Source organism: Rhizobacter sp. P3_C12 (genome assembly GCF_056402735.1).
Genome location: NZ_JBFUGW010000007.1, coordinates 16,769 through 34,710 on the forward strand (window position 1 = coordinate 16,769; position 17,942 = coordinate 34,710).

At 69.4% G+C, this 17,942-nt stretch carries 19 protein-coding genes and 1 tRNA gene; 6 read left to right on the forward strand and 14 right to left on the reverse strand.

The window, feature by feature from the left end; translation table 11 throughout:
- Window positions 1–4: 4 nt before the first annotated feature.
- From AC1DXV_RS02635 to AC1DXV_RS02645, 3 genes are read left to right on the forward strand one after another with little or no spacing between them, the layout of a single operon-like run.
- Entirely contained in the window at window positions 5–694 is a 690-nt protein-coding gene (locus AC1DXV_RS02635; RefSeq protein WP_477870640.1) for an ABC transporter permease, read from the forward strand.
- An 18-nt stretch (window positions 695–712) separates the two neighbouring features.
- On the forward strand, window positions 713–1,831 hold the full coding sequence (locus AC1DXV_RS02640; RefSeq protein WP_477932348.1) for a succinylglutamate desuccinylase/aspartoacylase family protein: 1,119 nt from the start codon (window positions 713–715) through the stop codon (window positions 1,829–1,831).
- Window positions 1,831–2,610 carry an ABC transporter ATP-binding protein gene (locus tag AC1DXV_RS02645; RefSeq protein ID WP_477932350.1) on the forward strand — a complete coding sequence of 260 codons (780 nt, stop codon included), beginning with the start codon at window positions 1,831–1,833 and terminating at the stop codon, window positions 2,608–2,610. Before AC1DXV_RS02640 ends, AC1DXV_RS02645 begins: the two co-directional genes overlap by 1 nt.
- Here the strand turns inward: AC1DXV_RS02645 and asd are convergent.
- Both asd and AC1DXV_RS02655 read right to left on the reverse strand, forming a co-directional pair.
- Entirely contained in the window at window positions 2,593–3,450 is an 858-nt protein-coding gene (asd, locus tag AC1DXV_RS02650) for an archaetidylserine decarboxylase (protein ID WP_477870853.1), read from the reverse strand. The genes AC1DXV_RS02645 and asd overlap by 18 nt on opposite strands.
- Window positions 3,451–3,517: 67 nt before the next feature.
- Window positions 3,518–4,426: a dienelactone hydrolase family protein gene (locus AC1DXV_RS02655; RefSeq protein ID WP_477870851.1), complete on the reverse strand. Its 909-nt coding sequence runs from the start codon at window positions 4,424–4,426 to the stop codon at window positions 3,518–3,520.
- Window positions 4,427–4,590: 164 nt separating this feature from the next.
- On the opposite strand from AC1DXV_RS02655, the gene AC1DXV_RS02660 reads away from it, so the two are divergent.
- Window positions 4,591–5,466 carry a lipase family protein gene (locus AC1DXV_RS02660; RefSeq protein WP_477870849.1) on the forward strand — a complete coding sequence of 292 codons (876 nt, stop codon included), beginning with the start codon at window positions 4,591–4,593 and terminating at the stop codon, window positions 5,464–5,466.
- 4 nt (window positions 5,467–5,470) lie between these two features.
- Here AC1DXV_RS02660 and AC1DXV_RS02665 read toward each other — a convergent pair whose 3' ends face one another.
- From AC1DXV_RS02665 to AC1DXV_RS02675, 3 genes are all read right to left on the reverse strand, one after another.
- Window positions 5,471–6,361: an ion transporter gene (locus tag AC1DXV_RS02665; RefSeq protein ID WP_477932352.1), complete on the reverse strand. Its 891-nt coding sequence runs from the start codon at window positions 6,359–6,361 to the stop codon at window positions 5,471–5,473.
- A gap of 11 nt (window positions 6,362–6,372) precedes the next feature.
- Entirely contained in the window at window positions 6,373–7,371 is a 999-nt protein-coding gene (locus AC1DXV_RS02670; protein ID WP_477871910.1) for a Gfo/Idh/MocA family protein, read from the reverse strand.
- Between the two features lie 70 nt (window positions 7,372–7,441).
- A complete protein-coding gene (locus AC1DXV_RS02675) occupies window positions 7,442–7,903 on the reverse strand; it encodes a GNAT family N-acetyltransferase (RefSeq protein ID WP_477871912.1) in 462 nt (153 codons plus the stop codon).
- Window positions 7,904–7,983: 80 nt separating this feature from the next.
- On the opposite strand from AC1DXV_RS02675, the gene AC1DXV_RS02680 reads away from it, so the two are divergent.
- Window positions 7,984–8,059, forward strand: a tRNA-Ala gene (locus tag AC1DXV_RS02680).
- A 53-nt stretch (window positions 8,060–8,112) separates the two neighbouring features.
- Here AC1DXV_RS02680 and AC1DXV_RS02685 read toward each other — a convergent pair.
- Window positions 8,113–8,628 carry a hypothetical protein gene (locus AC1DXV_RS02685; protein ID WP_477871914.1) on the reverse strand — a complete coding sequence of 172 codons (516 nt, stop codon included), beginning with the start codon at window positions 8,626–8,628 and terminating at the stop codon, window positions 8,113–8,115.
- 128 nt (window positions 8,629–8,756) lie between these two features.
- Between AC1DXV_RS02685 and AC1DXV_RS02690 the strand changes: the two genes are divergently transcribed.
- Complete coding sequence (locus AC1DXV_RS02690) at window positions 8,757–9,077, forward strand: type II toxin-antitoxin system ParD family antitoxin (protein ID WP_477871916.1); 321 nt, start codon at window positions 8,757–8,759, stop codon at window positions 9,075–9,077.
- A 15-nt stretch (window positions 9,078–9,092) separates the two neighbouring features.
- Here AC1DXV_RS02690 and AC1DXV_RS02695 read toward each other — a convergent pair whose 3' ends face one another.
- The 8 genes from AC1DXV_RS02695 to AC1DXV_RS02730 form a co-directional block, all read right to left on the reverse strand.
- Window positions 9,093–10,319 carry an AGE family epimerase/isomerase gene (locus tag AC1DXV_RS02695; protein ID WP_477932378.1) on the reverse strand — a complete coding sequence of 409 codons (1,227 nt, stop codon included), beginning with the start codon at window positions 10,317–10,319 and terminating at the stop codon, window positions 9,093–9,095.
- 27 nt (window positions 10,320–10,346) lie between these two features.
- Window positions 10,347–11,597, reverse strand: a complete 1,251-nt coding sequence (locus AC1DXV_RS02700; protein WP_477932354.1) for a YbiU family protein — start codon at window positions 11,595–11,597, stop codon at window positions 10,347–10,349.
- Window positions 11,598–11,625: 28 nt separating this feature from the next.
- A complete protein-coding gene (locus AC1DXV_RS02705) occupies window positions 11,626–12,678 on the reverse strand; it encodes an ABC transporter ATP-binding protein (protein ID WP_477932356.1) in 1,053 nt (350 codons plus the stop codon).
- A gap of 21 nt (window positions 12,679–12,699) precedes the next feature.
- Entirely contained in the window at window positions 12,700–13,578 is an 879-nt protein-coding gene (locus AC1DXV_RS02710) for a carbohydrate ABC transporter permease (RefSeq protein WP_477866174.1), read from the reverse strand.
- A complete protein-coding gene (locus tag AC1DXV_RS02715; RefSeq protein WP_477866176.1) occupies window positions 13,571–14,440 on the reverse strand; it encodes a carbohydrate ABC transporter permease in 870 nt (289 codons plus the stop codon). The genes AC1DXV_RS02710 and AC1DXV_RS02715 overlap by 8 nt, the downstream gene beginning before the upstream one ends.
- Before the next feature lie 7 nt (window positions 14,441–14,447).
- On the reverse strand, window positions 14,448–15,698 hold the full coding sequence (locus tag AC1DXV_RS02720; RefSeq protein WP_477866178.1) for an ABC transporter substrate-binding protein: 1,251 nt from the start codon (window positions 15,696–15,698) through the stop codon (window positions 14,448–14,450).
- Window positions 15,699–15,883: 185 nt separating this feature from the next.
- Complete coding sequence (locus AC1DXV_RS02725) at window positions 15,884–16,870, reverse strand: LacI family DNA-binding transcriptional regulator (RefSeq protein WP_477866180.1); 987 nt, start codon at window positions 16,868–16,870, stop codon at window positions 15,884–15,886.
- On the reverse strand, window positions 16,867–17,904 hold the full coding sequence (locus AC1DXV_RS02730) for a hypothetical protein (RefSeq protein ID WP_477932358.1): 1,038 nt from the start codon (window positions 17,902–17,904) through the stop codon (window positions 16,867–16,869). The genes AC1DXV_RS02725 and AC1DXV_RS02730 overlap by 4 nt, the downstream gene beginning before the upstream one ends.
- Window positions 17,905–17,942: the final 38 nt, after the last annotated feature.

Genomic DNA, 17,942 nt, shown 5'->3' on the forward strand with positions numbered 1-17,942 from the left:
CGCGGTGAGCTTCGACGCCATCGTCGACAACCTGCCGCTGTACCTGTCCGGTGCGTGGACGACGCTGCGGCTGCTGGCGATGTCGCTGGCGCTCGGCCTGCTGGGCGCGATCCCGCTCGGCGTGATGCGCGCCTCGAGCCGGCGCCGCTGGTGGATGCCGGTGTGGTGCTTCACCTTCGTGGTCCGCGGCACGCCGCTGCTGGTGCAGCTGTTCCTGCTGTACTACGGCCTCGCGCAGTTCGAGGCGGTGCGCGCGAGCCTGCTGTGGCCGCTGCTGTCGAGCGCCTGGTTCTGCGCGGTGGCCGCGTTCGCGATCAACACCTGCGCGTACACCACCGAGATCGTCGCCGGGGCGATCCGCACGACGCCGCCGGGCGAGATCGAGGCGGCGCGCAGCGTCGGCATGCCCTGGCTGCTGATGGTGCGGCGCATCCTGCTGCCGTCGGCGCTGCGGCGGGCGCTGCCGGGCTATGGCAACGAGGTGGTGCTGATGCTGCACGCCACCTCGCTCGCGAGCATCGTCACGCTGCTCGACCTGACCGGCGTCGCGCGCGATGTCAACTCGCGCTTCTTCCTGCCGTTCCCGGCCTTCATCACCGCGGCGCTGTTCTACCTGGCGATCACGTTCGCGCTGGTGGCGCTGTTCCGGCGCGCCGAAGCCCGCTGGGCGCGCCACCTCCGACCCCGCTCCTGAATCTCGACCCACCTTCCGATGCAAACCCGACACCACCCGCTGAAAGGCGCCTCGCTGCTGACCCGGCGCGAGATCGTCAGCTTCCACTACGGCCCGCAGGACAGCGGGCGCAAGGTCTACGTGCAGGCTTCGCTGCATGCCGACGAGCTGCCCGGCATGCTGGTCGCGCACCACCTGCGCCTGCGGCTGGCGCAGCTCGAGAGCGAAGGACGCCTGCGCGCCGAGGTCATCGTCGTGCCGGTGGCGAATCCGATCGGGCTCGACCAGCAACTGCTGCGCATGCCGATCGGCCGCTTCGAGCTCGGCAGCGGCGAGAACTTCAACCGGCACTATCCGGCACTGTTCGAGCCGGTGCGCTCGCGCATCGAGGCGCTGCTGGGCGACGACCCTGTCGCCAATGCGCAAAGGGTGCGCGAGGCGCTGCGCGAGGTGGTGCAGGCGCTGCCCGAGACCCATGAGCTGATGAGCCAGCGCAAGACGCTGATGGCGCTGGCCTGCGATGCCGAGGTGGTGCTCGACCTGCATTGCGACAGCGAATCGGTGGCCCACCTCTACACCGGCACGCCGCTGTGGTCCGAGGTCGAGCCGCTCGCACGCTGCCTGGGCGCGCAGGCCTCGCTGCTGGCGCTGGAGTCGGGCGACAACCCGTTCGACGAGGCGTGCTCGCAGACCTGGTGGCAGCTCGCCGCGCATTTCGGCGAGCAGCGCCCGGTGCCGCTCGGCTGCCTGTCGGTCACGGTGGAGCTGCGCGGCGAGACCAGCGTGACGCACCCGCAGGCTGCGGCCGATGCGGAGGCGCTGCTCGATTTCCTGACGCTGCGCGGCCTGGTCGACGGCCCGGCGCCCACGCTGCCGCCGCTGTTGTTCCCCGCCACGCCCCTGTCGGGCACCGAGGTGGTGTCCGCGCCGGTCAGCGGCGTGGTCGCCTACCACCGCGAGCCCGGCGAAGTGGTGCACGCTGGCGACCTGATCGCCGACGTGATCGACCCGATCAGCGGCGAGGTGCATTCGCTGCACACCCGCACCGATGGCCTGTTCTTCGCGCGCGACCGCGTGCGCTATGCCATCGCGGGAAGGCCCTTGTTCAAGGTGGCAGGCACCACGCCGATGCGCAGCGGCAAGCTGTCGAGCGATTGATGACGGACCCGCGGAGGGTGCAACTCCAGGTCGAGGACCTGCACAAGAAATTCGGCGCCGTCGAGGTGCTGAAGGGCGTCTCGCTCACCGCCAGCCAGGGCGACGTGATCAGCATCATCGGCTCCTCCGGCTCCGGCAAGAGCACGCTGCTGCGCTGCATCAACCTGCTGGAGCAGCCCGATGCGGGGCGCATCACGCTGTCGGGCGAAGCGATCGCGCTGAAGCCGGGCCGCGACGGCCGGCTGCAGGCTGCCGACGCGAAGCAGCTGCAACGGCTGCGCAGCAGGCTCGCGATGGTGTTCCAGCACTTCAACCTGTGGGCGCACATGACGGCGCTCGAGAACGTGATCGAGGCCCCGGTCCACGTGCTCGGCGTGCCGAAGGCGCAGGCCGTGGAGCGCGCCGAGGCGCTGCTCGCGCGCGTCGGCGTGCTGCACCGCAAGGGCCTCTATCCGTCGCAGCTGTCGGGCGGCGAGCAGCAGCGCGTCGCGATCGCGCGGGCGCTCGCGATGGAGCCGCAGGTGATGCTGTTCGACGAGCCGACCTCGGCGCTCGACCCGGAACTCGTCGGCGAGGTGCTGAAGGTGATGCGCGAGCTGGCCGGCGAGGGGCGCACGATGATCGTCGTCACCCACGAGATGGCGTTCGCGGCCGAGGTGTCGCGGCGCGTGATGTTCCTGCACCAGGGCGTCGTCGAGGAGGAGGGCGACCCCCGCGAGGTGCTGGCGAGGCCGCGCAGCGAGCGGCTGCGCGCGTTCCTGTCAGGCGGACTGAAGTGAGGCCATCGCCTCGCCGAGGCGGATCGGCAGTGCCGGCTCCCAGGCCGGGTTGAAGGCCAGCGGCCCGGCCGGGAACAGCATCACGACCGTCGAGCCGAGCAGGAAGCGCCCCATCTCGTCACCCTGCTTCAGCGTGACCGGTGGTGCATCGTCGTCGTAGCGCCATTCGCGCAGCGTGCCGCTGCGCGGCGGGTTGACCACGCCATGCCACACCGTCGCCATGCTGCCGACGATGGTGGCGCCGACCAGCGCCAGCACGAACGGCCCGCGCGGGCCGTCGAACACGCACACCACGCGCTCGTTGCGCGCGAACAGCCCCGGCACGCCGCGCGCGGTGGTCGGGTTGACCGAGAACAGCGCGCCCGGCACGTGGATCATGCGGCGCAGCCGGCCGTCGCAGGGCATGTGGATGCGGTGGTAGTCGCGCGGGCTCAGGTAGAGCGTCGCGAAGTGGCCGCCGTCGAACTGACCCGCGAGGGCCGCATCGCCGCCGACCATCGCCGTCGTGCTGTAGCGGTGGCCCTTGGCCTGGAAGATCTGGTCGTGCTCGATGCGGCCGAACTGGCTGATCGCGCCGTCCACCGGGCAGATCAGGTCGGCCTGCGCGAGCGGCCGTGCACCGGGCTTCAGCGCGCGCGTGAAGAACTCGTTGAAGCTCGGGTAGGCGGCGATGTCGGGGTTGGCGGCCTCGGCCATGTCGACGCCGTAGCGCTTGACGAACCAGCGGATCAGCCGCGTGGTCGAGGCGCCCCCGCGGGCCGACGCGATGCGGCCGGCCAGCAGCGTCAGCGCTTGCTTGGGGAGAAGGTACTGCGGGAGGACTGCGAGACGATCCGACACTTTGAGAGGCGCGAGGCTGGGCGAAGCTGCGCAGTGTAGCCACGCCGCCGGGCGCGCCCCCCGAGGATCATCCCGCAGTGCGCAGCTGGGTGTTGAAGAACGCGATCGTGCGCGTCCAGGCCTGTTTCGCGGCCGCGTCGTCGTAGCGCGGCGTGGTGTCGTTGTTGAAGCCGTGCTGGGTGCCGGGGTACTTGTAGGCGTCGAACTTCACCTTGGCGGCCTTCAGCGCGGCCTCGTACGGCGGCCAGGCGGCATTGATGCGCTCGTCGTTGTCGGCGAAGAACAGCAGCAGCGGCGCCTTGATGCCGGCCACCTTGTCGAGCGCCGGCGCGTTGCCGTAGAACGGCACGCCGGCCGCCAGCTCGGGCACGCGCGTGGCCAGCAGGTTGACGACGCCGCCGCCGTAGCAGAAGCCGACCGCGCCGAGCTTGCCGTTGCCCAGCGGGTGGGCGCGCAGGAAGTTGGCGGCGGCAATGAAATCCTCCTGCGTCTTGGCCTGGTCGAGCTTGCCGAACAGCTCGCGGGCCTTGTCCTCGTCGCCGGGGTAGCCGCCGAGCGGGAACAGCGCGTCGGGGGCGAACGCGATGAAGTTCTCGAGCGCGAGGCGGCGCGTGATCTCCTCGATGTGCGGGTTCAGGCCGCGGTTCTCGTGCACCACCAGCACCAGCGGCAGCTTGCCGGAGACGCGCGCCGGCTTCACCAGGTAGCCGCGCACCTTGCCGTAGCCGAGCGGCGACGGGATCTCGACCGATTCGGCCGCGATGCGCGGGTCGGTCTTCGGCACCTGCTCGGCGGCGGCGAATTTCGGGCTCAGCGCCTCGAGCAGGCCGACGGCGGTGAGGCCGCCGACGGCGTACTTGCGGGCGCCGTCGAGGAAGCCGCGGCGGTCGATCTGGCCGTGCACGTACTTGTCGAACAGGCGCAGCACCTCGGGATCGAAGTCGCTCGCGGTCTGGCGGGGCTTGTCTTGGGCCATCGGGTTGTCCTCTCTGGTGTTGAACACGGGAAGGGTCTGAGTCGCGCAGTTGAGCGGCAAACGGCGGGCCTGTCATCTGCGCTGCGATTTGCCACCGTACAGAACTCAGGTTTTGCGCGCCCATCGCAAGGCAGGTACGGGCATCGGCCCGCGTGGCCCGCAGAATGCGCGTCTCCCTGCTTCTGCCGCGCCCCGTGATCGCCTACGACCCCCGCCGCACCGCCCTGTACTCGCCCGAGCGGGCGCCCACGCTGTTCACGCCCGATGCGCAGCCGACCCTGCTGCAACTGGCCACCGAGGCCGCGCGCCTGGCCTACGTGCGTGCCGAGGGCTCGAAGACCGAGGCCGAGCGGCTGGCCGCTGCGCTGGCGCGGGCCGGCTTCGATGCGCCGCGGCTGTTCGCCGATGCGGGCAGCGGCTCGCAGGCCTTCGGGGCGCTGCGGCCATCCGACGGACTGGTGCTGGTGGCCTTCCGCGGCACGCAGCCCGACGAACTGGTGGACCTCGCGAACGACCTGAATGCACTGACGACGCCGTGGCCCGAGGCGAGCGGGCGGGTGCATGTGGGCTTTGCCGGCGCGGCGCGCACCTTGCTGCCGCGCATCGGCCACTGGCTGGATGGCGATGCGAAACCGCGCAACGGGCTGCTGCTGACCGGCCACAGCCTGGGCGCGGCGCTCGCGACGCTGGCCGCCTCGGTGTGGCACGAGGGAACGCTGGTCACGCTCGGCTCCCCGCGTGTCGGCGATGCGGTGTTTGCGGCAGGGCTGCGCAATCCGCAGCGCATCCGGCTGGTCAACTGCTGCGATCTGGTCACCGACCTGCCGCCGAGCCTGCGCACCTACACGCACGTGACGCCGGCCAGCTACATCACGAGCGCCGGCGAGCTGGTCGAGCGGCCCGATGCGGCACGGGTCGACGACGACCGCATGCGCGCCCGCACCGCCTACTTCGGCGAGCACGCCGGCAAGCCCGGCGCGGTGCTGCTGCGCGACCTGGCGGACCATGCGCCGATCAACTATGCGCGGGCGTTCTTCTGAGCGCTCAGGATCGAACGCCGGGCAGCGCCGCACCGCAATCGCTGCAGTAGCGCGCTCCGGTGGCATGGCCCTCGGTCAGGCAGGCCGGGCAGGTGCGGGTGGTCGGCGGCGTGGGCTGCCCCCTGAAGCGCAGCGCGGTGAACTCGGCGCTGACGATGCCGGTCGGCACCGCGAGCGTGCCCCAGCCGACCAGCATCATGAACGACGCGATGAAGCGGCCGAGCCCGGTCTTCGGCGTGATGTCGCCGAAGCCGACGGTGGTCATCGTCGAGATCGCCCAGTAGATCGACACCGGGATGTTGTCGAAGCCGTTGCCGGGCCCCTCGACCGCATACATCAGGCTGCCCATCACCACCGTGACCAGCAGCACGAAGCTCAGGAACACCAGGATCTTGCGGCGGCTGGCCATCAGCGCCTCGCCGAGCGCGCGGTACTCGGCGATGTAGGCAGCCAGCTTCAGGATGCGGAACAGCCGCAGCAGGCGCAGCGCCCGCACGTCGATCAGCGCATGCAGGCCGGGCACCACCAGCGCGGCCCAGGTCGGCAGCACCGCCAGCAGGTCGATGATGCCGAACACGCTGCCGGCATAGCGCCCGGGCCGCTGCACGCAGGCGAGCCGCGCCAGGTACTCGAGGCTGAACAGCACCGTGAACACCCATTCGAGCGCCGACAAGACCTCGCCCCAGCGCGCGTGCAGCGACGCGAAGCTGTCGAGCATGACCACGGCCACGCTCGCGAGGATCAGCCACACCAGCGCCAGGTCGAACAGCCGGCCGCTGCGGGTGTCGGCCTCGAAGATCACGATGAACAGCCGCAGCCGCCAGCCGGTGGGCGGGCGGCCGAAGCGTTCGGCGGGCTCGGTGGGCTGGGCGGGCGGCGTGGGCGGTGTGGGCATCGGACCTTGTTTCAGACCGCCTCCCAGCGCTCGCTGCGCTCGGAGCGGAACAGCGCGTCGATCACCCGCATGTTGGTGATCGCGTCGTCGACGCCGTAGGGCAGCGCGATCTCGCCACGCACCGCGCGCGAGAACGCGTCGCCCTGCAGCGTGTACTGGTCGGACTCGGGGAGGGTTTCGGTCTCGATGGCCGAGCCGTCGAGCGCGCGGCCGTCGTCGATGAAGATCTTCGTCCGGCCGCCGAGCGGCGCATTGAACGGGATCTGGATCTCGATGCGCCCGGTGGTGCCGACCACCTGCACGCGCTGGTACGGCACGCTCTGCGTCGACACCGTGAAATCGAGGTGACGGCCGCCGCCGAAGTCGGCGAGTGCGCTGCAGCTGCGGTCGGTGTGGAAGTTCGGGTCGCGGTCGACCAGCGCGATCACGCGCTTCGGGTCGGCCTCGAACATGAAGCGGCCGGCGACGATCGCGTAGCAGCCGATGTCGTACAGCGCGCCGCCGCCGATGTCGGCCATGTTGCGGATGTTGGCGGGGTCGTCGTTGAAGTACGAGAAGAACACCTGCACCTGGCGCACGGTGCCGATGCGGCCGGCGCGCAGCAGCTCGCGCACGCGCAGCCACTGCGGGTGGTAGCGCACCATGAAGGCCTCGCTGACGAGCACCTTGTCGGCGACGGTGCGCAGCTCGGCGGCCTCCTGTGCGGTGATCGACACCGGCTTCTCGCACAGCACATGCTTGCCGGCGCGCGCGGCCTGCAGCGTCAGCGGGATGTGCAGGTGGTTGGGCAGCGGGTTGTAGACGGCCTCGATCTCGGGGTCGGCGAGCATCTCCTCGTAGGAGCCGTAGGCCTTGGCCAGCCCGAGCTTCTGTGCTGCCCGCTGCGCCGGTTCGAGCGAGCGCGACGCGATGCCGCGCACCTCGCAGAAGGCGCTCTTCTGCATGCCGGGAATGACTTTCTCGAGCCCGATCTTCGCGGTGCTGAGCACCCCCCACACGACCTTCTTCATGCTGCCTCCGAAAATGATGCCGGCGCAGACTTTAGTCCGCGCGGGCGGGTTCGGGAAGGCGCAGGGGCAATCAGCTGCGCAGGTCGCGGCGCATGCGGACGGCGTCTTCGACGTCTTCGTAGTAGCCGGAGACGATGCCGGTCTCGCGGAAGCCGTGGTGCTTGTAGAACGAGCGGGCCTGCGTGTTGCTGGCGCGCGCCTCGACGCGGATCACCGCAATGCCCGCGGCGCGGGTGGTGGCATCGAGCCAGGCCATCAGGGTCGAGCCGATATGGCGGTGGCGCTGCGCCGCGGCGACCGCGAGCAGCAGCAGGTGCGCTTCCTCGTCGTCGTATTTCATGATCGCGAAGCCGTGCAGCACGCCCTGCTCGTGGCCGACGATCACATTGGTGCTGCGGTCGCGCAGGCTGCGGCGCACGCGTTGCGGCGTCCAGCGCCAGGGCAGGCCGTGCTCGATGGCCTCGCGCGACAGCGCGGCGATCGCGTGCGCGTCTTCGGGCAGGGCGAGTCGGATCTCGACGGGGGCGGGCATGGCGCGCAGCTTAAGCGCTCCGGCCCCCCGATCCGGGCGGGCGAACACGCCGATTTTTTTGATAGACTGGCGCCCTTGTTGGGGGGGTAGCTCAGCTGGGAGAGCGTCGCGTTCGCAATGCGAAGGTCGGGAGTTCGATCCTCCTCCTCTCCACCAACAATGATGCAGGCCTCAGAGGGAAACCTCTGAGGCCTTTCTGTTTCAGGCCCTCACTCCCCCATTTTTCGCTCCAGGTCGAAGGCTTGGTTGCCTGCCTGCTCGTGCACCAGCGCGGCCAGCTTCTTGAACATCCTCTCGTCGATGTTCTCCCAGCGCTGGGTCATGGTTGTGGCGCGGAGCACGCTCAAGGAGGGGGAGCCCTCCACGGGCGATTTCTCGACTACCGTTGAGCGCCGCTTGTCCCAATCGGAGTGCGCAATCATGGTGTCTCTGGCGTCGACGATGCGCGTGTGAAGCGCCTTCAGGTCGGCATCCTGCGCGACCTGAAGTTGCCCCAGGTCGACTTTCTTGTCGGCTTCCCCGTTGGTCCTCTCGCTCTTCTTGAAGCTGCGTGCATAGACCACGATGGCTGCGTGCATCAGTGCTGAGTGGATGGTGCCTTCAGGGTCCGCATCGGGGCCTTTGCTGCGGAGCGAAGTCAGGGCGTCAAGGTACTTCGCAGCTTGCTCGGCATCCTTGGCCAACAGCGATAGCCGGTTTGCAGTCGGGTTGCTCGTCACAGGCATGTCAGTTCCTCAATCCATGAGCCCACGGCAGAGGCACCATCATTTCTGTGGCGCACCGGGTTGCCTTGACGATACCTGCATCAATGCACATGCTGCGCTATTCGCGACACCTTTGAGTCCAGACCGACATGAGCAAGCCATCCACCGATAAAACCTCGTCCGAGCCGCGTGCGGACAAGCCGCTGCGCCAGTCCGACATCGACGCCGGCAAGTTGGTGTTGCGCAAGCGCGGCACAGGAGCGGCTGTCCAGCCACTCGAAGCGCAGACGGTTTGCGAGGAGCGCGAGCGCATCGAGGAAGGCAAGCTTGAGGCCCTCAACCAGGCGGCCCGCCAAGGTTGGCTCGACGTCTCGGCGGGGCGGTACGTCGATGTCGCAGATGATCAGCTTGAGGATTTCGTTGGAAACATGGGGCGGCGTGCCGCGCGCAAGACCAAGACGGCGAGCTGATGCATTCCCGCGCCCTCAGGCCTTCATCCCCCTCAGCACGTCATAGCATGCCCCCATGGTGTGGTAATCCACCTTCCCGGCCGGGCTCTTCTCGTCCGAGATCTTGCGGTTGTCGGGCGTGAGGATGCGGTACCAGGCGCCGTGCTCGTGGTCGATCATGTGCGCCCAGCTGTAGCCCCACAGCTTGTCGTACCAGCCCCAGTACGCAGCGTCGCCGGTGCGCAGCGCGAGCAGCGCCGCCGCGGCCAGGCTTTCGGCCTGCACCCAGAAATACTTATCGCCGTCGCACACGCTGCCGTCGGGCGCGAAGCCGTAGACCAGGCCGCCGTGCGTCGCGTCCCAGCCGCGCCGCATCGCGGTGTCGAAGAAGCGGCGCGCGGTCGGCAGCAGCCACGCGGGCCGCTGATTGGCCGGCAGGTGGGTCTCCAGCTGCAGCAGCAGCTTGGCCCACTCGGTCAGGTGCCCGGTCTGGAAGCCCCACGGCCGGAAGATGTTCGTCTTGTCGTCGCGGTTGTAGTCCCAGTCGACCGACCAGTCGGCGCGGTAGTGTTCCCACACCAGCGGGCCGTCGGGCGTGTCGGCCAGCGCCGCCTGGCGCTGCGTGATCGACTCGGCCAGCGTCAGCGCGCGCTGCAGGTACTTCGCGTCCTTCGTCGCGTCATACGCGGCGATCATCGCCTCGCAGCTGTGCATGTTCGCGTTCTGGCCGCGGTAGCTGCCCACCTTCCACGCGGCGTCGGCCTCGTCGGCATAGAGCCCGCGCGAAGGCTCCCAGAAACGCTGCTCCATCAGCGCAAAACTCGAATCGAGCCCCGCACGCGCCTCCTCGATGCCGGCCATCAGCGCATGCGCATGCGCGAGCACGACGAACGCGAGGCCGTAGCAGTGGTTGGTGCCGTCCTGCACGGTGGCCTTCGTGCCGTCCCAGTCGAGCTGCCATGCGTAGCCGCCGTTCGGCTGCAGGTGCGCCTGCTGCAGGAAGCGCAAGGCGTGGCGCGTGTTCTCAAGGTAGCGCTGCTCGCCGAAGCGGCGGAACGCCATCGCCTGCGTGAACACGAAGCGCGTGCTGCTCACCAGGTGGCGCGTGCGCCGGTCGTAGACCGTGCCGTCGTCCTTGTAGAAGTGGAAGAAGCCGCCGCTGTCGTCGCGGCAGCGGTCGTCGTAGAACGCGAGCGTGTGGCGGATGTGGGCGAGCAGCGGCTCGGGGCGGCGGAAATCGGGCAGGGGCGGCGTCGTGGTCATGGAAGTCATCGAGAAGAATCGGTCAGCTCAGGGCCATTCTCTCAGCCCCATCTGCATGCGGCCGAGCGGGCTCAGGTTGTCTTCGCGCGCCCGGCCCTCGAAGCCGAGTTCGTAGTCCTCGGGCGCGAAATCCGGGCTGCTGCGCCCTTTCAGGAAGGCCGCGGCCTGGCGCTGCGCGAAGGCGGCATTCTTGCCGCACCACGGCGCCGCGCCGATGTAGATCACGTTGCTGTAGCCGCTGCCCGCATGCTGGTCCTCCACCGCGTGGATCACGTCGGAGTGCCACCACACGGTGTCGCCCGGCTCCACCTGCGGGATCGACACCAGCCCCGCCAGCAGCGGCGCATGCCACTGTGGCGACGCGCCCAGCGCGCGCCCCGGCTGCGCGCCGCACAGGTCGCCGTCGGGCACGTCGGGCTGCAGTGCGCGCAGCAGCATCCACGGCGTGGTCTTCGCGATCGGCACCAGCTTCAGCGTGCCGTCGCCCGGGCCCTGGCGCGTCAGCGCGGTCCAGCCCTGGAAGGTGCGGAAGGCCGAGCACACCGCGGGCGACGGGATCTCGCGCGTCGCGGTGCGGCCCTCGGCATCGAACGGGTCGAAGGCCAGCGGGTCGCCGTCGAACACCTCGCGGTAGACGTGGCGGAACGTCGGCTCGCACCAGCGCTCGACCGAGCCGCCGTCGGAATGCGGCGAGAGACCGAGCGTCGAATCGCCCGGCTCGCGGCGGCGGATGCGGTCGGCGTAGTTGAACTGCCGGTCCGGGTCGAAGTACCGGGTGCCGTTCTTCTCGAAAGTCCACAGCCGGTTCAGCCACGCGCGCGTGGCCGCCATGTCGACATGCTGGCGCGCCTGCATCTGCGGCAGCGACCAGTACAGGCTGTAGATCTGCGGCCGGCTCGCGCCGAGCGCGCTGAAGTACTTGTCCAGCCCCGCCTTCTGCGGCATGCGCTGCAGGTACTGCACCGCGTCGATGTAGCGTCCGATGGCCTCGTTCCACGCGCCGACGACTTCGGGGTCGAAGACGCGGCGGATCACGACGCAGCCGCGCCGCTTGATGTGCGCCATCTGCGCTGCAGTGACCTTGCCGGCCGCCACGTCCCGGTAGTGCAGCTCGGGCACCGCGCCGCCCTGCGCCTGCTCGGCGCGGATCGCGGCCACCTCGGCCTCCAGTGCCTCGCCGAGCCGCGCGAAGCGGCCGGGCAGGTCGCGCACGTCGCGGYGCAGTTGCCGTTGCGAGGCCCGCACCGCGGCGGGCACGTCGTTCATCCAGGCTTCCATCGCATGCACCTCCTGGCTTGTCCAGCCGTCAGTTCAGCCGCTCGCCGGTCTCGGACGCGAACACATGCAGCGCCTGCGGCGGCACATGCACGCGCACCTCGGCTCCGGGCAGCACGTTCGGCAGGCCGCTCATGCGCACCGTGACCTCGGTGTGGCCGAGGTCGACCAGCGCATAGGTCTCCGGCCCGGTCGGCTCCACCAGCGAGATCCGCCCGGCGAGCTGGCCGTCGTCGCGCAGGCTCATGTCTTCCGGCCGCACGCCGACGGCCACCTTGCCGGCCGGTCCGTTCGCGAGCTCGCCGATCGCAGTCCCATCAGGCAAACGCAACATGCCGGCCGCATCGCGCGTCGCGTCGAACAGGTTGATCGACGGCGAGCCGATGAAGGTCGCGACGAAGCGATTCGCCGGCCGCGTGTAGATCTCGAGCGGCGTCGCGAGCTGCTGGATGCGCCCGGCATCGAGCACCGCGATGCGCGTGCCCAGCGTCATCGCCTCGACCTGGTCGTGCGTCACGTAGATCGTGGTGACGCCGGTGCGCATGTGCAGCCGCTTGATCTCGGCGCGCATGTCCACGCGCAGCTTCGCGTCGAGGTTCGACAGCGGCTCGTCGAACAGGAAGAGCTGCGGCTGCCGCGCGAGCGCCCGGCCGATCGCGACGCGCTGGCGCTGCCCGCCCGACAGCTGGCGCGGCTTGCGTTGCAGCAGGTGGTCGATCTGCAGCATCGCGGCCACGCTCTGCACGGTCTTCTCGCGCTCGGCCTTCGGCACGCCACGCATCTCCAGCGGGAACGCGATGTTGGCCGCCACCGTCATGTTCGGGTACAGCGCGTACGACTGGAACACCATCGAGATGTTGCGGTCGGCCGGGCCGGCGGCGGTGATGTCCTGGCCGCCCAGCACGATGCGCCCGCCGCTCGGCTCCTCGAGCCCGGCGATCAGGTTCATCAGCGTGCTCTTGCCGCAGCCCGACGGGCCGACCAGCACCAGGAACTCGCCGTCGGGCAGGTGGATGTCGATCTCGTGCAGCACGCGGGTCGCGCCGAACAGCTTGTGGATGCCTTGCAGGGCGAGGTCTGCCATGGTGTGTGTGGGGAACTGCGATCAGCCCTTGACGGACCCGGCCATCAGGCCGCGGACGAAGTACTTGCCGGAGACGATGTAGACCAGCAGCGTCGGCGCGCCGGCGATGAACGCCGCCGCGAAGTGCACGTTGTATTCCTTGACCCCGGTGCTCGAGTTGACGAGGTTGTTCAGCGCCACCGTGATCGGGAAGCTGCTGTAGTCGCTGAACGATGCACCGAACAGGAAGTCGTTCCACACGTTCGTGAACTGCCAGATCACCGAGACCACGATGATCGGCACGCTGTTGGGCAGCAGCAGCCGGAAGAACAGCCGGAAGAAGCGCGCGCCGTCCATGCGCGCCGAGCGCACCAGCTCGGCCGGGAACGCGGCGTAGTAGTTGCGGAAGAAGAGGGTGGTGAAGCCGATGCCGTACACCACGTGCACCAGCACCAGCCCCGGCACCGTGCCGGCCAGGTGCAGCAGACCGAGCGTGCGCGCCATCGGGATCAGCACGATCTGGAACGGGATGAACACCGAGAACATCAGCATCGCGAACACCAGGTGCGCGCCGCGGAAGCGGAACTGCGTGAGCACATAGCCGTTGAAGGCGCCGATGCCGGTGGAGATCAGCACCGCCGGCAGCGTCATCAGGAAGCTGTTCAGGAAGTAGGGCTTGAGCCCGGTCGCCTGCACGCCGATCTGCGCGAGGCTCCAGGCGTCGTGCCACGGTTGCAGCGTGAAGGCGTCGGGCCAGGCCATCAGGTCGCCGGCGCGGATCTCGTCGAGCGGCTTCACCGAGTTGACCAGCATCACGTACAGCGGCATCAGGAACAGCAGCGCGGCATAGCCGAGCACGCCGTAGAGGACGACGCGAGGAGCGACGCGTGACACCACGTTCTTCAACGTGCGCTCAGCCATGGGCATCCGCCTGGCGCGTCTCGCGCAGGATGTACGGGATCACGACGATCGCGATGGCGATCAGCATCAGCACCGCGCTGGCCGCGCCAACCGCCATCTCGTTGCGCGTGAAGGTGTATTGGTACATGAAGAGCGACGGCAGCCAGCTCGCCCGCCCCGGGCCGCCATTGGTCAGCGCGATCACCAGGTCGTAGGACTTGATCGCCATGTGCGCGAGGATCACGAAGGCCGAGATGAAGCTCGCGCCGAGCTGCGGCAGGATCACGCGCTGGTAGATGCGCCAGGTGCGTGCACCGTCGAGCCGCGCGGCGTTCACCACCTCGGTGTCGACGCCGCGCAGCCCGGCCAGGAACAGCGCCATCACGAAGCCCGAGGTCTGCCACACCGCGGCGATCACGACGCAGTAGATCGCCAAGTCGCTGTCCTTGACCCAGCCGAACGCGAAACTGCTCCAGCCGATCGCGTGCATCGAGCGTTCGAGCCCGATGCCCGGGTCCATCAACCACTTCCACGCGGTGCCGGTGACGATGAACGACAGCGCCATCGGGTACAGGAAGACCGATCGGAAGCCGGCCTCGGCGCGCACCTTCTGGTCGATCAGCACCGCCAGCAGCAGCCCCAGCACGCCACAGCCGAGGATGTACAGCGTCGCGAAGATGCCGAGGTTCTTCACCGACAGCACCCAGTTGTTCAGCCCGACGAGGCGCACGTACGCCTCGGGGCCGGACAAGGTGGTCACCGGCACCATCGTCGATGCCGTGAACGACAGCCAGACGGTGAAGGCGATGTAGCCGTAGACGCAGACGCCGATCAGCAGCACGCTCGGCGACAGCACCGCCTTCGCGATCAGGGGAGCCTTCATCGAGGGATCAGTTGTCGACCGCGGCGACCATTTCCTTGACGGCGGCCTTGCTGTCGATCTGGCCGTTGAAGTGGCGCGTGATCACGTCGTAGAAGGCGTTCTTGATGCCGGCCGGCACCGCGTGGCCGTGCGCCATCGAGCCGACCAGCGCGCCCTTGCCGCTGGCTTCGGCCAGGTCCTTGATGCCCTTCTTGCCGCAGTCGTCGAACGCCGCGTCGGACACGTCGGTGCGCGCCGGCACCGAGCCCTTGACGACGTTGAAGGCCGACTGGAACGCCGGGTCCATCACCGCGCTGGCCATCTTGGCCTGCGCCGCGGCCTTGTCGCCGCCGACCTTGAACATCGCGAACTGGTCGGAGTTGAACGACACCATGCCCTGGGTGCCGGGGAAGCGCATGCAGATGAAGTCGACGCCCGGCTTCTTCTTCGCCGCGACGAACTCGCCCTTGGCCCAGTCGCCCATCATCTGGAAGCCGGCCTTGCCGCTGATGACCATCGCCGAGGCGAGGTTCCAGTCGCGGTTGGAGAAGTCCTTGTCGACCAGCTTGCGCAGCTGGCCCATGCGGTCGAAGGCCTTCAGCATCGTCGGCGAACCGAGCGCGGCCTTGTCCTTCTGGATGAAGACCTTCTTGTAGAAGTCGATGCCGCCGGTGCTCAGCACGACGCTGTCGAACAGCGTCGCGTCCTGCCACGGTTGGCCGCCGTGCGCGAGCGCGACGAAGCCGGCCTTCTGCACCTTCTCGGCGGCGGCGATGAACTCGTCGAAGCTGGTCGGCATCGCCGTGACGCCGGCCTTGTCGAGCACCGACTTGTTGGCCCAGACCCAGTTCGTGGAGTGCACGTTGACGGGTGCTGCGATCCACTTGCCGTCGTACTTCGAGAACGCCTGCAGCGCGCCCGGCACGACCTTGTCCCAGCCTTCCTTCGCGGCGACCGCGTTCAGGTCGGCCAGCACGCCCTGCTTGGCCCAGTCCTGGATGTCGAAGCCGAGCAGCTGCACGGCAGTCGGCGGGTTGCCGGCGGTCACGCGGGCGCGCACGGCCGTCATCGCGGCCTCGCCGCCGCCGCCGGCCACCGGCATGTCGTTCCACTTGACGCCCTGCTTCTCGAGGTTGCCCTTCAGCACGTTCAGCGCCGCGGCCTCGCCGCCGGAGGTCCACCAATGCAGCACCTCCACGCTTTGCTGGGCGGACGCGAGGCCCGAGAACGCGAGCGCGCATGCGACCGCGACGAATGTCTTCAGAGGGTGACGTGTCATTCGCTTGTCTCCTGCTTTGTAGGGGTGTGACGTCGAGGTCACGCCGGTCAGGATAGGCCGCGGCGCCGAACGCTCTGACGGGGGATTCCCGCGCAAGAGTCAGCGCAGATCGCGAAACAAGCCGTGTTTAGTAGCCCGGATGCCAATCCGGGGTTTGTCGGACACATCCCGGATTGGCATCCGGGCTACGAGAGGCTGCTGTCCCGCACCACCAGCTCGACCGGCTGGACGATGTCCTGCGGCATGTCGTCGCCCCGCATCACCATCTCGACCCCGGTGCGGCCGAGTGCCTCCTTGTCGACGCGCATCGTCGTCAGCCCCATCGTGCCGTAGCCGGCGGCGGCGATGTCGTCGAAGCCGACGAAGGCGATGTCCTGCGGCACGCGCAATCCGGCGGCCTGGCAGACCCGGATCGCGGCGAGCGCGGCCATGTCGTTGTAAGCGAACACGGCATCGGGGCGCGGGCGCAGCTTCAGCAGCTCGCGCATCGCGGCCTCGGCACCGGCCGAGGTGTCCAGGCCGGGCGGGGCGACCACCTCGAGGTCGGGGTCGGCGAGCACGCCGGCCTCGAACAGCGCGCGCCGGTAGCCGCGCTCGCGCTCGCGGATGCTGAAGTGCGCCAGCGAGCCGGCGAGGTAGGCGATGCGCCGGTAGCCCTGCGCCAGCAGGTGCTGCGTCGCGAGGTAGCCGCCCTGTGCGTTGTCGGGGTTCACCGCGCGGCAGCCCGGCATCCAGAAATCGACCAGCGCGAGCGGCAGGTCCATCGCGCGCAGCAGGTCGACCACCTCGGCCTCGAAGTAGCCGGCCGCCATCAGCGCATCGGGCTCGTGCAGCCGCAGCAGCTGGCGCACCGGGTCGGCCGGGCCGGCGCTGAGCACGGTCGGCACCACGCCGAACTCGCGGCAGGCCTCTTCGACGCCATGCATCACCTGCGAGAAGAACGGGTTCAGCGAGAAGCTGCTGTGGTGGCGGTGCACCATGAACAACAGCCGCCGCGCCTTGGCCGAGCGCAGCCGGCCGGGGTCGTAGCCGAGGGTGCGGGCGACCTCGCGCACCTGGCGGCGGGTTTCGTCGGAGAGGCCGCGCTGGTTCTTCAGCGCGCGCGAGACGGTGCCGATCGAGACGCCGGCCGCCTCGGCGATGTCGCGGATCGTGACGCCGTCCGAGTTCATCGTGGCAGCGGCCGGGCCGCCAGGCGATAGCGGATCACGCACGGCTCGTCGGGGTGCAGTGCGATGCCGTCGCGCGCCGCGAGCGGGTGGTCGGCGGGCGGACGCCCGATGCGGCCCAGGTCCCAGGCGCCGTTCAGCGGCTCGACGCCCAGCGCGAGATGCCGTCCGCTCCACGGCGGCGCGAGCCGGCCGCGGTGGCTCACCCACAGCATCAGGTCGGGCAACAGCGCGCGGTCCCAGTCGAGCGTCAGCGACCAGCCGGCGTCGAGGTAGCGGGCGGTCACCGGGCCGACGATGTCCATCAGCTGCAGCAGGTCTTCACCGTCGGCGGCCTGCGGGAAATGCGTGAAGTCGCCCTGCGTGCCATCGGTTGAGGCATCCGCCAGCGGCACCGCGTCGAGGCGCTCGAAGCGCGCTCCGGGCCTGAGCCGTGAGCGGCCGGGCTCGGTGGGCACGGGATAGTTGAAGCCCGCGCCGTCGTGCTGCAGGTCGAGCGCCACGCGGCCGATGTCCAGGCGCAGCGTCGGGTGCAGCGCGACCGGCACGCGGCACGGCTTGCGGGCATCGATCTGCAGCGTGATCTCGAGCGCGGCTGCATCGGCCACCGCGCGCACGGTGCGGGTCAGGCGCTGCACCGCGTGCCCGGGCGGCATCTCGATGCGCAGCGCGAGCGACAGCGCATCCGAGTCCTGCCACTGCCAGCGGTGGTGCGCCGCGTAGCCGTGCGCCCAGTCGTCGGCGGGCTGGCGGGCCTGCCAGGTGATGGGCAACCCGTCGGGCCGGTCGCAGCGCCCGAACGGCACGCACGGCCATTCGCCGCGCAGGCGGCCGAGCAGGCCGGGCCATTGCGGGTGGGCCTGCGCATCGTCGGCCCACGGCGCCACATGCAGCGGCGAGAAATCCGCCTGCCCGGCGGCCCGGAAGCGCACCGGCGCCAGCATGCCGCCGAAGGCGTGCAACTCCGCATCGCCATGCGCCCAGCGCAGCCGGCGTGCAGTGTCTTCGGTGGGGAGAGAGGAGGGCGTTGAGGCCACGATCGGGCCAGTGTAGAAACCCCTTCCTGTTTAGTAAA

What these genes read in the sequence shown, in the direction of transcription:
- AC1DXV_RS02705 (WP_477932356.1), bottom strand. Translation starts at nt 12,678, where the DNA reads ATGGCAGACCTCGCCCTGCAAGGCATCCACAAGCTGTTCGGCGCGACC.
- AC1DXV_RS02725 (WP_477866180.1), bottom strand. Translation starts at nt 16,870, where the DNA reads ATGAACTCGGACGGCGTCACGATCCGCGACATCGCCGAGGCGGCCGGC.
- AC1DXV_RS02685 (WP_477871914.1), bottom strand. Translation starts at nt 8,628, where the DNA reads ATGCCTGTGACGAGCAACCCGACTGCAAACCGGCTATCGCTGTTGGCC.
- AC1DXV_RS02710 (WP_477866174.1), bottom strand. Translation starts at nt 13,578, where the DNA reads ATGGCTGAGCGCACGTTGAAGAACGTGGTGTCACGCGTCGCTCCTCGC.
- AC1DXV_RS02645 (WP_477932350.1), top strand. Translation starts at nt 1,831, where the DNA reads ATGACGGACCCGCGGAGGGTGCAACTCCAGGTCGAGGACCTGCACAAG.
- AC1DXV_RS02715 (WP_477866176.1), bottom strand. Translation starts at nt 14,440, where the DNA reads ATGAAGGCTCCCCTGATCGCGAAGGCGGTGCTGTCGCCGAGCGTGCTG.
- AC1DXV_RS02690 (WP_477871916.1), top strand. Translation starts at nt 8,757, where the DNA reads ATGAGCAAGCCATCCACCGATAAAACCTCGTCCGAGCCGCGTGCGGAC.
- AC1DXV_RS02695 (WP_477932378.1), bottom strand. Translation starts at nt 10,319, where the DNA reads ATGACCACGACGCCGCCCCTGCCCGATTTCCGCCGCCCCGAGCCGCTG.
- AC1DXV_RS02640 (WP_477932348.1), top strand. Translation starts at nt 713, where the DNA reads ATGCAAACCCGACACCACCCGCTGAAAGGCGCCTCGCTGCTGACCCGG.
- AC1DXV_RS02675 (WP_477871912.1), bottom strand. Translation starts at nt 7,903, where the DNA reads ATGCCCGCCCCCGTCGAGATCCGACTCGCCCTGCCCGAAGACGCGCAC.
- AC1DXV_RS02655 (WP_477870851.1), bottom strand. Translation starts at nt 4,426, where the DNA reads ATGGCCCAAGACAAGCCCCGCCAGACCGCGAGCGACTTCGATCCCGAG.
- AC1DXV_RS02720 (WP_477866178.1), bottom strand. Translation starts at nt 15,698, where the DNA reads ATGACACGTCACCCTCTGAAGACATTCGTCGCGGTCGCATGCGCGCTC.
- AC1DXV_RS02660 (WP_477870849.1), top strand. Translation starts at nt 4,591, where the DNA reads ATGCGCGTCTCCCTGCTTCTGCCGCGCCCCGTGATCGCCTACGACCCC.
- AC1DXV_RS02665 (WP_477932352.1), bottom strand. Translation starts at nt 6,361, where the DNA reads ATGCCCACACCGCCCACGCCGCCCGCCCAGCCCACCGAGCCCGCCGAA.
- AC1DXV_RS02670 (WP_477871910.1), bottom strand. Translation starts at nt 7,371, where the DNA reads ATGAAGAAGGTCGTGTGGGGGGTGCTCAGCACCGCGAAGATCGGGCTC.